The organism is bacterium (genome assembly GCA_023382385.1).
In the GTDB taxonomy this organism is placed as follows: domain Bacteria; phylum Electryoneota; class RPQS01; order RPQS01; family RPQS01; genus JABWCQ01.
Genome location: JAHDVH010000005.1, coordinates 114,887 through 129,368, shown reverse-complemented (window position 1 = coordinate 129,368; position 14,482 = coordinate 114,887). Strand labels below are relative to the sequence as shown.

The window sequence follows — 14,482 nt, the reverse complement described above, 5'->3', positions numbered from 1 at the left end:
CGGATCATCGCCTTACACGAGCTTGCAAGCTTTGTGACAAAGCCTGCCCTTTTGACCCTCCCAACTGTCTATGCAACCCATCGCACGGGCTAAAGCAGCCCTGCTTCCCGCCGTTCTTGCGGTTTCTACTGCCGCGATCTTTGTGCGTTTTGCAGATGTTCCGCCGCTTGCAGCGGCATTTTGGCGCGGCGGGTTTTGCGCGATCATATTTCTTTTTGCACTATTTTCGGTTAACGTGCGCACGGCTTTGCGAGAGATGTGGCCTGCCAAGATTCTTGGCATCGCTGGCGCTACAGTGATCATCGCCCTGCATCAGGTCTGCTTTATCACCAGCCTCAGTTATACTTCGATAGCCGCTTCCACGTTTCTAACCTGCACTCAACCGGTTTTTACTGCATTTCTTGGATACATCTTCCTTAAAGAATCTGTCAGTTGGCGCAGCCGGTTGGCGATTGCGGGAGCTATTCTGGGGATGGCCGCAATTACATTTGGAGGAGGTGCCGGAGAGGCCGCACTGACCGGGAACTTATTAGCCTTGACTGCGTCCATACTTGCAGCTATCTTCGTTCTGTTTGCCCGCTCATATCGTCAGACCGTCCCGCTCGTCCCATTCATGTTGACTCTGCATGTTAGCGGATCGCTCTTTCTGATGCTCCTTGCGGCGATTTCTGGAGTTTCCTTGACGGGCTTCGGAGCTGAAAATTGGACCGGACTGCTGCTGCTCGCGATCATTCCGACCATGATAGGCCACACTTTGCTGAATTTTGCGGTTGGGCATCTTCCCGCATTCGTCGTCTCCGCGTCAATCCTCGGCGAGCCAGTCGGAGCAACGTTGCTCGGCTGGGCACTCTTCGCGGAAATCCCGGGGGGCTGGACGCTGGCTGGTGCTGCGTTGATTGTACTCTGTATTCTGACTATTGTCATGGAACCCAGAACCCCGGCGATTGCCGAACCTTCCCGTGATTAGGTGAACATCACTCTTCTTAATAACGATTGTGCAGTGACTTTTGTCTTAAGCAACCTGCAAACTCCAAGCATCAACCTTGAACACGAATTCGATAATCAATCTTACTGATGTCTCGTTCCGCTACGGCGCCACAACGGCTCTTGCGCATGTCTCGCTCGAGCTGGAAGCCGGCGCATTTGTAGGCCTCATCGGGCCGAACGGCGGAGGTAAATCCACGTTGTTGCGGCTTATCCTCGGTTTGGAAGTCCCTGACTCGGGCAGCGTGCGAGTCTTCGGTGAAAACCCGCTTACAGGTTACAACTGGCGTCGAAAAGTCGGGCATGTGCCGCAACAGAGAGAGTTCACCTCGCGGTTCCCTGTTTCCGCCGAACAGGTAGTCAGCATGGGTTTGTTGGCTCGCGGTCTGCCTGATTATTCGCAAGGCGAGCTGATGGACAAAACGAATCATGCACTCGAGCGTGTTGGCATGAGTGCTCATGCGAAAAAAGCATGGTGGAAGCTCTCCGGCGGGCAGAAGCAGCGAATCCTCATCGCGCGGGCGATGGTCCACGAACCTGAGTTGCTTTTGCTCGATGAGCCGACGGTCGGCGTCGATGCGGAAGGTCAGGATCAGCTCAACTCGTGGCTTCTGGAATGGCGGAAGGAACGCAATCTGACGGTCGTGCTGGTCTCACACGATATCGGTGCGGTCTCGCCGATATGCGATCGCCTTGCCTGCTTGAACCAGCAACTGCATTTCCACGACAGGCCCGAGAATCTGTCCAGTGAGGATATCGAAAGAGCCTATGGCTGTCCGGCGAAGCTCGTCTTCCATGATCATTCCATGCCGCATATGGTGGTGGGCAAGCATGAGCATTGAAAGCCTTCCCATGCTGTTGGCCGCTCTCCTCTTGGGGGTGGCGTGTGGTGCGCAGTCGTTTCTGGTCGTACATCGCCGACTTGCATTCATGGGCCATGGAGCATCTCATGGAATGATTGCCGGCGTGGGACTCGCGCTGTACATGCACTGGCCGGTGTTCCCTATTGCATTAGTTACTGCCTTGCTTTTCAGCCTCGGCGTGGGTATGCTTCCCCGGCGCGATGATCTTTCGTCAGACAGCGCGATTGGAATCCTGTTAGCTGCTGCGGTCGCTTTCGGTTTACTTCTTTCAAGCGTCCACAATCATGTTCATGATGACTGCGGAGGCGGTCATCTTGAAGAATTTCTTGTAGGTTCTCTGGACCAAGTTCTTCTCGGAGACGTCTATTTTCTCTGCGCACTTGCCCTGCTCGTTCTCATGCTGCTCGTCTCCTTCTGGCAGCAGATACTACTGTTTCTATTCGATCCGGAGGGTGCGCGCATTGCGGGTTTGCCAGTCAGACTGATGCATCTCGGCAGTCTCGCGATTCTGGCTGTGACCATTGCCTTGGCGATGAAGATCGCAGGAGTTCTGCTTGTAGGAGCATTGATTGTCATGCCTTCTGCCACCGCTGGACTCTTCAGCAACAGAGCCACTTCTGTGGTCATTTGGTCAATCCTGCTTGGTGCCGTCACATCGATCATCGGAGCAGCCGTGGCCGTGAACTTTGACCTCTCGCCCGGGCCAATAATCGTTCTTCTGCTCTTTGGTGTCTTTCTCGGGGCGCGGCTTTTCGGGCAGCGAGACAATTAAAAGAAGGCGGGCGACCAAATGGTCGCCCGCCTTCACAATCCTGCATCCGTTATCAGGTCGTAACCGATTCGCTACTTCAACATCGGTGCAAGCACAAGGGCAACGATGGCCATCAGCTTGATTAGAATGTTCATGGAAGGGCCGGTTGTATCCTTGAACGGATCGCCGACCGTATCGCCGACAACGGCAGCCTTGTGTGCTTCCGAACCCTTGCCGCCGTGCTCTCCCGATTCAATAAACTTCTTGGCATTATCCCATGCGCCGCCGGAATTTGCCATGAACAGAGCCAGCAAGACTCCTGATAGCGTCGCCCCAGCGAGCAATCCACCAAGAGCTTGCGGTCCAAGCACAAAACCCACTATGATGGGAGCTGCGATTGCCGCCAAACCGGGCAAAATCATTTCGCGTAATGCACCCTTGGTAGAAATCTCGATACACCGAGCAATGTCAGGTTCTGCACCCGGTTCGCCTGCCAGAAGACCTTTGATCTCTGTAAATTGCCTGCGCACTTCGCTGACCATTGCACTGGCGGCTCGACCTACTGCCGTCATAGTCAGCGCGCCGATCCAAAAGGCCATCATGCCACCCAACAAGAGGCCAATCACCACGCGCGAATCCACGAGGTTGATGGAATCGATGCCAACGGCGGTCGTATAAGCCGAAAATAGGGCGAGGGCTGCAAGGGCCGCTGAACCAATTGCAAAGCCCTTACCGATTGCCGCTGTGGTATTGCCCAAGCTATCCAACTTGTCCGTGATCTTGCGAACTTCAGGGCCAAGATGAGCCTGCTCGGAAATGCCACCAGCATTATCTGCAATTGGTCCGTAGGCGTCTACGGCCATAACGATCCCAACGGTAGCCAGCATACCCATACCGGCAATCGCAATACCGTAAAGGTCTGCGAAGTAGAAGCTGGTCCAGATGGATCCTGCGATGAGAATAATGGGAATCGCAACAGATTCCAATCCAACCGCGACGCCAGTGATAATCGTCGTGGCGGAACCCGTCGTGGAGGACTTCGCAATCTTGCGGACTGGTCCGCCGGAGGTGTAGTACTCCGTGATGCGTCCAATTAATCCGCCGACTACAGACCCCGAGACCATGGCCAGGTAAACGCCAATCTTGAGATCCAGCGCCGTTGTGATAAAGTAACCGATAATCCAAAATACGACACCGGCGATGACCGTTCCAGAGGACAAAGCCTTTGCAGGATCGCCTTTCTGAAAGAGGCGAATCGCAAAGATACCGATAATGGAAGCCAGAAGTCCGGCCACTGCCAGATACATCGGATAGCTCATGTACGCCATTTTCTGCGCGGCATAGGCTGCGCCCGTTCCGGCAATTGCGATTGAGGCTACGATCGAACCAACATAGCTTTCGAACAAGTCCGCGCCCATGCCTGCCGTGTCGCCAACGTTGTCGCCTACGTTATCGGCAATGACGGCAGGATTCCTCGGATCGTCTTCGTTCAGGTTATACTCCATCTTGCCCACAAGGTCCGCACCAACGTCGGCTGCCTTCGTAAAGATACCACCTCCGACACGAGCGAACAATGCGATGGACGAGGCTCCCATGGACATCCCAACCAGCGCGTCCTGCACATTCACGTTCGGATTCACATCGAGCACGTAGAACAGGGCGCCAAGCCCGATAAGACCAAGTGCGGCAACGGCCAAGCCCATAACTGCACCGCCTGAAAAAGCGGTCACAAGTGCCGGACCCTGCCCCCTCTCCTTCGCGGCCCAAGTGGTACGCACGTTCGCCATCGTCGCGGCGTTCATGCCAATGTAGCCCGCCAGCATTGATGCCGCGGCGCCTACGATGAACGCATAGGCCGTCTCGCGGTGCGGATGCAGGAAGAACAGCAATCCGGCCACGAGCACGATGAACAGGAATAGAATCTTGTACTCAGACTTCAAAAAGACCATCGCGCCCTGATGAATCTTGTCCGCCAGCCGTTGCATGTTTTCCGGGCCGGGGGATTGTTTCTTGACCATCCCATATATGAAAAAGGCGATGATCAGTCCAATAATGCCTGCGACGAAGGCGATTATTCCAGGATTCGGCATGATGCTCCTTGACTTTGTTCTTTGGGCTGTTTTCTTTGAAAAAAAGGCGGTTAGGTCCGCCTTGTCGTCATGCATCGTTCATTGTAAGAGACCGAATATACTCAATTTCCACCGGAATACGCAAGAGAAAAATAGTGCAATCTGGATTTTCTGTAATGGTATTTTAAGTGTCTGTAAATGTTTATAATACATCCATCGAAACATAGCCCTTCCTGTGCCTTGCACGGTATCAAGGAGGAGCGGCGACTTACCTCGCGTGCTTCGCAATGGGACCAACTGTCCGGAAATGATCATCCTGTCCAGCACAAAATCAATCAGCCATCGTGACAAGCAAACACAATCCTGTCGTCCGTCTTCAGAATCTCGCCGTCTTGGCAGGTGGCAAGACTGTTGTATCAGGTATCGATCTTGAGCTGGTGAGCGGGGAGTTCCTTATCATTGAGGGTCCGACTGGAAGTGGCAAAACGTCACTGGTTCGAGTTCTTTACGGTGGGCTTGAGCCATCTGCTGGTTACGGTGAAGTTGTTTCGATTCCGTTGCGGCCTTTGACGAGGTCTCAGAAACCGCAGTTGCGCCGAAAGCTTGGCATCGTTACACAGCATCCCCAGTTCCTCGACGAAGAGAACGTGCTTGAAAACGTTGTTCTACCCCTACGGATACAGGGGGTGCCAAACGCGGAGTGTCGATCCCGTGGGACCAAAGCGTTGCTTGAGGCAGGCTTGAGCGGCGCGGCGATGCGCTATTCGCATCAACTCTCCGGCGGCGAACAGGCGCGGCTGCAGGTGGCAAGAGCGTTGATTCACGAACCACTCTTGCTCTTGGCCGATGAGCCATTTGCCCATCTTGATAGCGAATCTGTCGAGTTGATCGAGTCACTCTTGTCGTTCGCCCATGCCCGTGGCACGACCATAGTTTTGACGACTCATCGACCGACTCAATTGGCCGCAAGGGCGCGCAGACTCTTGATCGAGCACGGACGGCTGACGTCATGAGATTGCTGCTGAAGCTCACCTGGCGGTCAATGCTGGCCAGGCCGACATTGACCGTGCTGGCAATTCTTCTGCTTGCCGTTTCGACCGCGTTGCTGTATGGCCTCTTTGTGTCCGTGAAGGCACTGAGTGCGGTTAAGAGTTCTCTGATTGAGAATCTGGCGATAGAGATTGAGCTTTCTAATCCCAGTGACTCTACCAGACTCGCAATGGAAAGCCGGCTTAGGCAGCGACCTGACGTATTGGACGTCAAGTCACTTTCTGCGCGCGATGTCCTCGATGAAATTGAGCTGGAGCTCGGTGAGTCGCTGAGCGATGTGTTAACCGAGAATCCTTTCCCTCCAATCTTGCGCGTCAAACTCCTTGCTCCGAATCCGCACTTGTCCAAACTGTTTGTTGAGGAGGTCGCAGCCTGGCCGGGTGTGCTTCGAGTCGTTTATCCCCGCGACCTCTGGGCAAAATTTGACAACTGGATAGCGTCGCTCAAGGGAAGAATCGGCTATCTTTCCTTGCTGTTCGCGCTTTTCGGATGGGTTCTTGGCGGACTGTCACTTCGGGCCATTCTTCGGAACCGCCGCTCGGCGTGGCAACTTTTTCTGCTGCTCGGACTGAGGACTCGTGACCTGCTCATCGTTCAGTTGCTTCTTGCAGTCACATTAGGTCTGTTGGGAGGGTTGCTTGCTGCGACTGTTTTGCAGTCCGCCTTTGTGATAGGTGCTTGGCTATTCGCGATGCCACTGCATGCCCCTGCCGGCTCTATCTTCGGGTGCGTCGCGCTTTGCATCGTTCTCGCGATCTCTGCAAACGTATGGACCCCGCGCGATGTGTTTGAGTCTTAGGTCCAGTGTAAGTACACGGCTGGCGAAGGACAGCGGAGGTCAGCTTGACAATCGAGCGGGGATTTTGTACCTTCTTGGCCTTCTGAGCACCCATAGCTCAATTGGTAGAGCAGTTGACTCTTAATCAATTGGTTCGGGGTTCGAGTCCCTGTGGGTGCACCAGCTAAAGCCCTGCTAAAACATTGTTTTGCAGGGCTTTTTCTATTCTTCTTTTTATTCATATGTTCATGTCTAAGTCCAGATTTTAACAGCCAGAGTCAACTTGACCTGGCCCCCGAAAATTGTATAGCTTTGAAAGTCAGAGTGTAGTGGACTTGTCGGGTAGAAGGAGGCAGGAGTCGCGGGATCTAAGTATCGACCGGAGCAGATCATACCGATGCCTCGGGAAGCTGAGGTGCAGATTGGGAAGGCGATAGTGGTCCGTCAAGCGTGCCGGAAGTTGGTGTTCATGATACGCCCAACTTTGCTTGCGGGGTTGCAATGCACGGCTGCGTCAGATACGTGGCTGACGGCAGTTCATTTCGCGTTCTCGATGTGTCCTCTTTCTTGCCTTGTCTGCCTCCACCGCCACTAAATCCGCCAGCTGATTACGTTGTTCGATACGACCCTGCAACGGGAATTCTGAAGCTGCACCGGCAGTCGGTCTTTTAAGATACGAGCGGGAACTCGATCAATGTCTGCCGCTAATAGAATATCGCAGCGCGGACTTTGACCAGTGGGATACGCTTGGCACACCGACGCCACCAGACACAGCATTCTTCATGGACTCGACTGTCGCTGGAAAAAGAGGGTTCTACTACATCCGTGCAGTAAAGGACTGACGGATTTTTTGCGTGAGTGATTAGATCATCTCTGAGTCTGCATGCTGAAGGTGAGGGTATGCCGTTTGAGGCCCGAGTCCCTTTTCCAATTGAAGAACCGTTACTTCGGTAGCGGTTCTTCTTTTTTTTAAGAGCGGCGAGAGGGATGCCAAATGATTATTTTTCGTTCAGTTATTTTATACTTAGGCATCTGAATCATTCGTTCCATAGCTGTTTCATTTGCTGTTGATTGCGGGTCTTATTGCCGATTGTTACCTTTCAGGTGCGGTTGCCTTCGAACGTCATCGTCAGATGCCTGGGCTTCCGGAACTCAATTTCCTCAACTTTGCCAACGTGGAGTCACATGCCTGATCATTCTTCCCTCCAACGCGCATTGCGGATTCTGCAGAGACTTGCCACTCACGACCGCGTCACGATCGATGAACTTTATCAACTGTTCGACGGCGAAGTCACAAAACGCTCACTCCAACGGCTCATGAAGTCCATCGAGGGAGCAAATATCCCTCTGTCAGCAGACATTGGGGCGCATGGCGTTCATTATTGGACTCTGCATAGGAGCTTTGACTTCGTCCCCATCGTTCTCGAACCTGATGAGTTGCTCGCCGCGATTCTACTTGGTCAATTCCGCGAACTGTTTGTCGGAACGCGAATCGGCGAAAGTTTAGAGAGAGTTTACGAACGGCTTGAGCAAATTGCGCCTGCCGACAGTGTAGAAATGATGGATGCGTTTGTCAATTTGCGAGACGGGTTTGCATTTCACGAACCCGGGAAGGTAGATCTTCGGCCGACAGGACCCGCCCTGCTTGAGTTGTTTCGGGCACTGTTGTTGCGAAGAGTCTGCGAAGTCAGTTACAATGGAAAACACTATCCAGTCCATCCCTACAGCCTGTTGCTGCATCGTGGCGCCATTTACGCCGTTGTTTTCCAACCTTTTTACAAGAACTGGATTTACCTCAACCTTTCGAAGCTTGAGAAAGTAGACGTTCAAACTGAAGAGTTCGAACGTGATCCCGCCTTTAGCTTGTCCGAATTCTTGAAATCCAACTTTGGACTGTGGTACGCGGAGCCTGAACGGGTGAAACTCCTGTTTGACAAGACGGTCAGACCCTCCATTGAGGGCAGATTGTGGCACGTATCACAGAAGTTTGAAGACACCGCGAGCGGCGGTTTTGTGATGTCGATGAATGTGGGTGTGACAGAAGAGTTGATCGCGTGGGTATTGAGATGGGGAACATATGTGCAGGTTATTGAGCCGAACTCATTGCGCGAAACTCTTGCTGAACGGATGTCCATAATGCTTTCTTTCTATCGAGGTTGAATCTGCGTCAGAATTTGTCGCTCTGCTGCGCTAATTTGAGCGCATGCGAGAAAATGATTCATACTCTTTGCCTTGTCTATTGGTTGTCCGGTTGCCGATTGGGTCATTTCCGATTAACCTGCGCGCCGCAACAAGGTCCTTCTGCTTCCATTATTTGAAAGAAGCTTTGGCCATGCATAACGGGAACATCTCAAAGACGGCAAAGTCTCTGGGGATCAGCAGGCGAAATCTGCAACTCAAACTGAAGCAACTCGGCATCAAAAGAGAAGACATCCAACCGCGTCCCCGACTGCACCTTATTAGTGCTCGCGAAACCGATTGAAACATTCGGGCGCAAGAGAGCATCCAACCGGACGTGGGCATTTGGTGAGCACTGCCATTAGTGGTCTTTCTGGACCGGTGGCACAGGGGTGCTGTTTCTGCCACGAACATGCCACGGCCCGCTTGCGGCTTGGCCAGTGGACGTGTGTTGCCAATGACTCCGAGGCAACTATTTGTTAATTATGAGTTAATGTCCTGATTGCGCGAGAAGTCCCTTTCAAATCCCCATGTGTGGCGCAAACGACACTTAAACTAACATGCAAATCTGCTTAAATACGAACTATTGCATTTGATATTCCAAACTGCGACCTTGTAGGAAAGTGGTATCCCTGGGTGACTATAGAAGGAGCTGTGACATGACGAAAGGGAGTTTCTCGAATCGTGCGCTGTTTATGATCAGCGCAGTTTTATTGCTCTCAACCACCGCGTTCGCCGTAACACAAGCGGACGTATTGAGGTTGAAGGAAAAGGCGGCTCGAGGTGAAGCGTTCACCATAGCCGAACGGCAGCTTGCCGCAGACGCTCAGCAGCAGCTTGGCAGCAAGTTCACTTGGCCGCTGCAGTCCAATCCGCGCGCCCCCCACAATCCGCTCGATGAGTACATCGTCGCAGAAACAGCCTATGAGTGGATAGACATCACGGGAAACGGAAACAACGCCAATATCGTGGGCGATGATCAGACTGTCGGTCCGTTCAACCTCGGATTCAGCTTTCCCTATTACGATTTCAGCTATACGCAGGTCTACATGACCTCAAATGGCTGGGCAACTTTTCAAGATCAAGGCGGATGGTCACAGTATTGGAACGAACCGATCCCGAACAATATAGATCCCAGTGCGGCTCTCTATATTTTCTGGGACGACCTCTATCCTCCGTCCGGCGGTCAGTACTACTACTACGCAGATGCCGCCAACCAGCGCTTCATTATGAGCTGGATCAATGTTCCGCATATCGGGACGACCGATGAGGTTTACTCATTCCAAATCGTCTTGACTCCGGATGGTCTTATCCGGTACAACTATCAGCTCGTCAGCGTGGAAGGCTTCTACGGCAACCTCTCGTGCACGGTCGGTATTGAAAACGAAAACAGTACCGATGGTCTGCAGGTTTGCTACGAAGGCACCGGACTGTTACCGACCACCGGAATGTCTCTCCTCATCGGGCAGCCGGACGGCGTCCCTGCTCCAGTTACTAATCTCGCGGCCGTAGTCAATGGTCACGATGTCACGTTGACTTGGACAGACCCGACGCAGGATACAAACGGCAATCCGCTCACTTTGACCAATCTGCAGGTGTGGTCCGGCCGGCCCGGAAGCGGCACTCTAATGGCAACGGTTGCGCCCGGAGTGCAGACCGCCTTGCTTGCCAACTTGAACGACGGATCGCGCTCAATTTATGTTCGTGCTTATGCCAATCCTTATTATGGCGCCGCCGACAGAGTGAACATTATTGTCGGGACGCCGAGCTATGCGAACAACTTCGACGTGGATGACGGCATGTGGACTACGAATACAGGATGGGCTTGGCGCACTCCCACGAACTTCAATATGCCAGGGCCTAATTCCCCGCCGAACACGTGGGGCACCGACTTCCCGAATGGCTACCCCGACTTCTCCGACTACTCGTTGCAACTCGACCTCGGATTGACTGTCGCTAATCCCGACGCCATGATCGAGTTCTATTGTTGGTACGACGCCGAGTTCTTCTGGGATGGCTGCAATTTCAAGGTGTCGGTGGATAATGGCGACACGTGGACTATTGCTCAGCCTGTCGGCGGCTATCCAGTGAACGCTCTGAATACCGGCACGGCGAATCCGCTCGCGGGTGAGCCGGCTTGGAGCGGACAGTCGATGGGATGGCAGTATGTAAACATCCCGCTCGGAGCTTATGAGGGCCAAGCTCCAATCTTCCGCTTTCACTTCGGGGCCGACGAAGTCGTTTCGGGCTTCGCAGGAATCTATATCGATGACGTCATCATTTGGGGATTGGCACCGCCTGTGCTCACGACAATCTCCGGTAACGTCACGCTAGATGGTGGAAACGGAACGATAACGTCTGTTCAAGTGAGGGCGGACGGTATCGGAAGCCCAAGCACAACTCCGGCGGGCAACGGTAGCTACACCCTTGCAAATGTCTTGGTCGGCAATCGTCGAATACGCGGAATACTCCCGGGCTATCACACTGCCACGCAGATTGTCGCGGTGCCTGAAGGCGGGATAAACGGAGTCAATCTGACTCTGACTCGACTTGACCCCCCCGCTCCGACTAATCTCACGGGGTCGGTGAATAACGCGACGGGTCTCGTATCACTTGATTGGGACAATTCGGTCGATCCGCTCGTAGATGGATACCGAGTTTATCGTCGGCTTGCCGGTGAGCAGGACTTCGTTCAAGTCGGTACGTCCGTCGCTTCGGCGTTTCAAGAGACGTTGACTTCCGACGGTATCTATCAATATACTGTGACTGCCGTTGACAACGACGTTTCCGTTCCCGTTCAATCGCCGCGCTCAAATCAAGTCACCGTTCTCTTTGGTGAGTTGCCGGTCACGCAATTAGGAGCTAACGGGAATTTCGATGACCGCATTCGATTGTCCTGGTTGACTCCTGGAACTCTGGAAGGCACTGAGTTGTTCTACGACGACGGAACAGCTGAAGCGTTTTATGTGGTAGCTTTCCCCGCAGGTCCCTCGGACTATTTCTGTGTTCGGATGACCCCGCCTGACGATGCCGCGTATCCGCTTATGATCTACAGCGTCACGGTCTTTGTCGAGGATCAAATCGAGATTCCGTGGATCGGGATTTGCCCCCCGATGCCTGGCGGAGAAGGCGCGGATGTCAGCAACGCATATTACGAATGGACAGGATTGTCTGCCGATGCGTCACCGGGTTGGGTGATGGCGGAAACAGATGGCGGCGTCTTTCTTAGCGAACCGGGCGACTTCTACATTGCCTACCAATTCCCGCCGGGCATGAATGATCAGCCTGCTGTCGGTTCTGACGAAACACAGGTCGACAACCGCTCTTATTGGACACAAGATCCTAACGGCTTCTGGAACCTGTGGAACTGGCATGACTGGATGATGCGTGCGTGGCTCGGCGGACCGCCTCCTGAAGGTGGCCTGTCGCTGAATCAAGAGTTTTATATGCTCTCGACGGGCACGCCTGGCGGCTACGCGATTGATCGCGTGCCATCGCTGCCCACGTCAGGGGACATGAACAGCTCTCGTGTCATCACAGGCGGAGATGTTAAGGATCTCATCGCACGTGGCCCCGTTGCCACCTCGCAAGTTCCGCGAAATCCACTTGACCGCTGGTTTGCGCCTTATGTCGAAGCTCCCTCGGTGGAGCTTGTCACGCGTGATCCTCGTCGTCCGTTGGATGACATTGTCAATTACCGCGTCTATCGCGGTGGCACGATGATCGCGCAGCCTGTGGAGACGAACTATACCGACTTGAACCGTATTGAGAATACTCAGTACTCGTATTACGTGACCGCGATGTATGATAACGGAGTTGAGTCTCCGCCTTCGCCGACTCGTACTGCAATGTGCAATATGGCACCGGCTGCCCCGTCCGGCCTCACCGGAGTGCCCGTTGGCAACACCCAGATGGCGCTCGCTTGGGTCGCGCCGACAACGAATCGCGACGGTACACCTCTCGTAGATTTGGCTCAGTATAGAGTGTATCGTAACGGAGTCCAGATCGGCACGACCGCACCGGGCGTTACAACCTTCACGGATACTCCTCCGCAGAACGATGGTTTCTATACTTGGACTGTGACCGCGCAAGATGAAGTTCCCAATATATCGAATCCGTCGCCACCCTTTGTCGGTGCTGTGGTGAGTCCGTTTGAATCAGTGGACTATGAGTGGGTGGACATCTCTGGTATCGGCACCGAATTGACATTTGAGTGGTGGGGAGCAACAGCAGGTCCGATCGAGCTGGGCTTCAGCTATCCTTATCTCGATCAGGAGTACTCGCAGGTCTATATCTCACCCGGAGGTTGGGCTTCGTTCATTCCCGTTCAAGGGTACTTCTTCAGTGAGCCAATCCCCGGTCCATTTGAGCCGCATGCTGCGATCTACCCGTTCTGGGACGAACTGACCGCCGGGCTGGATGGCGGGCGAGTCTTGACCTATCAAGACGCTGCGGAAGATCGATTCATCATCACTTGGGAGAATCTGCCGCATCTTTGGGACTTTAGCTTCCGTTACACCTTCCAGTTGATTCTTGAGGAAGGTGGTGCCGCGATCTTCAACTACCATACCATTCCTGCAGATGGCTGGCCCGGAAATACGGACTGCACGGTTGGTGTCGAGGATGCCACCAGTGAAAGTGCCATTCAAGTATACTTCAATGGTGCGGGTGCCATCGCTCCGCAGAGCCAGACTTCGATTGCCTTCTGGGCGGGTCCGTCCGGCACGATCACTGGAATCATCCGCGAATTTGGTTCAAACGTTCCGTTGCAAAACGTGCGCGTGACGGTGGATCAGGTTCCAGACTTGTTTGTTTTTACAGATGCTGCGGGAGTGTATCTGCTTGAAGTGGAACCGGGAACCTATACAGTTCGAGTTCACCTGCAAGGCTACTGCGATCAGAACGCCAGCAATGTCGTGGTCGAGGACGATGGAACTGCCACGCGTAACTTTGTGTTGCGGCAGCCTAATGCCGCGTTCAGCGTGACTTCATTGAACGTGCTTTCGGTCGTCGGACAGAATGCAACCGCTCAGTTCGAAATCTCAAATCCGCAAGGCCAGTGTGATCTTGAATACTCCATCACAACGAGTCAAGCGTGGCTTACCGTCTCCAATCCCACAGGAACCATTGCTGCTAACCAGTCACAGCTCATTACGGTAACGGGTGCCACTGCGGAATTTGCTCCCGGTGATTATAACGCAACTATCTTTGTCGCGCATAACGATCACAACAGTCCGCTGAATATCCCTGTAACAGTCAGTCAGGCTTCTTCTGTTGAAAACAATCCCGAACTACCTTCGCGGTTCGCGCTTCATCAGAATTACCCCAATCCGTTCAATGCCTCAACTGTTCTGAGTTTTGACGTCCCGCAGGAGAGCAAAGTAACACTTGTATTGTACAACGTTCAAGGTCAGGAAGTCGCTCGTCCGATCGATAGGCTGATGGCTGCCGGACGGCACGCAATTCACTTCGATGCAGGAAATTTGCCGACCGGTATGTATCTGGTGAAGATGAATGCCGGCGACTTTTCCGCGGTCCACAAGATGGTTCTGCTGAAATAGTCGTCAATGCTACGATCTTGTCAAGAGCCCGCTCCGGCGGGCTCTTGCTTTTTCTCTCTGCGCGTTCGACTGCAACGTGATATTCGCATCACAATCTTGACATAGATATCTTGCATCTCCGCGAGAATTCTCGCAAAGCAGCGAAACTGGAGGCAGATTCTACCCGACTTGATCAAGCTCAGCAACCGCATGATTCTCAAGGAATAATCTGATGGTGAGCATGTTACACAAAAGCTCTCGCGGGTTGA

Annotated in this window: 9 protein-coding genes and 1 tRNA gene; 9 read left to right on the top strand and 1 reads right to left on the bottom strand. The window is 53.4% G+C overall.

Going from position 1 to position 14,482, the window contains the following annotated elements:
* Nucleotides 1-70 precede the first annotated feature (70 nt).
* From KJZ99_11305 to KJZ99_11295, 3 genes are all read left to right on the top strand, one after another.
* Nucleotides 71-967 (top strand): DMT family transporter, encoded by an 897-nt coding sequence (locus KJZ99_11305; GenBank protein ID MCL4306494.1) that lies wholly within the window; start codon nt 71-73, stop codon nt 965-967.
* 76 nt (nt 968-1,043) lie between these two features.
* The gene (locus tag KJZ99_11300; protein ID MCL4306493.1) at nt 1,044-1,826 is read left to right on the top strand and encodes a metal ABC transporter ATP-binding protein; all 783 of its coding nucleotides are present in this window, start codon (nt 1,044-1,046) and stop codon (nt 1,824-1,826) included.
* On the top strand, nt 1,816-2,619 hold the full coding sequence (locus KJZ99_11295) for a metal ABC transporter permease (GenBank protein MCL4306492.1): 804 nt from the start codon (nt 1,816-1,818) through the stop codon (nt 2,617-2,619). The genes KJZ99_11300 and KJZ99_11295 overlap by 11 nt, the downstream gene beginning before the upstream one ends.
* A gap of 71 nt (nt 2,620-2,690) precedes the next feature.
* Here KJZ99_11295 and KJZ99_11290 read toward each other — a convergent pair whose 3' ends face one another.
* Nucleotides 2,691-4,688, bottom strand: a complete 1,998-nt coding sequence (locus KJZ99_11290) for a sodium-translocating pyrophosphatase (protein ID MCL4306491.1) — start codon at nt 4,686-4,688, stop codon at nt 2,691-2,693.
* 323 nt (nt 4,689-5,011) lie between these two features.
* On the opposite strand from KJZ99_11290, the gene KJZ99_11285 reads away from it, so the two are divergent.
* The 6 genes from KJZ99_11285 (at nt 5,012) to KJZ99_11260 (ending at nt 14,234) form a co-directional block, all read left to right on the top strand.
* Nucleotides 5,012-5,680 carry an ATP-binding cassette domain-containing protein gene (locus KJZ99_11285; GenBank protein ID MCL4306490.1) on the top strand — a complete coding sequence of 223 codons (669 nt, stop codon included), beginning with the start codon at nt 5,012-5,014 and terminating at the stop codon, nt 5,678-5,680.
* On the top strand, nt 5,677-6,516 hold the full coding sequence (locus KJZ99_11280; protein ID MCL4306489.1) for a permease-like cell division protein FtsX: 840 nt from the start codon (nt 5,677-5,679) through the stop codon (nt 6,514-6,516). The genes KJZ99_11285 and KJZ99_11280 overlap by 4 nt, the downstream gene beginning before the upstream one ends.
* A gap of 86 nt (nt 6,517-6,602) precedes the next feature.
* Nucleotides 6,603-6,678, top strand: a tRNA-Lys gene (locus tag KJZ99_11275).
* 1,002 nt (nt 6,679-7,680) lie between these two features.
* Nucleotides 7,681-8,655: a WYL domain-containing protein gene (locus tag KJZ99_11270; protein ID MCL4306488.1), complete on the top strand. Its 975-nt coding sequence runs from the start codon at nt 7,681-7,683 to the stop codon at nt 8,653-8,655.
* 43 nt (nt 8,656-8,698) lie between these two features.
* Nucleotides 8,699-8,977, top strand: coding sequence for a hypothetical protein (locus tag KJZ99_11265; GenBank protein MCL4306487.1), 279 nt, complete (start codon nt 8,699-8,701; stop codon nt 8,975-8,977).
* A gap of 355 nt (nt 8,978-9,332) precedes the next feature.
* Nucleotides 9,333-14,234: a carboxypeptidase regulatory-like domain-containing protein gene (locus KJZ99_11260; protein MCL4306486.1), complete on the top strand. Its 4,902-nt coding sequence runs from the start codon at nt 9,333-9,335 to the stop codon at nt 14,232-14,234.
* Nucleotides 14,235-14,482 lie beyond the last annotated feature (248 nt).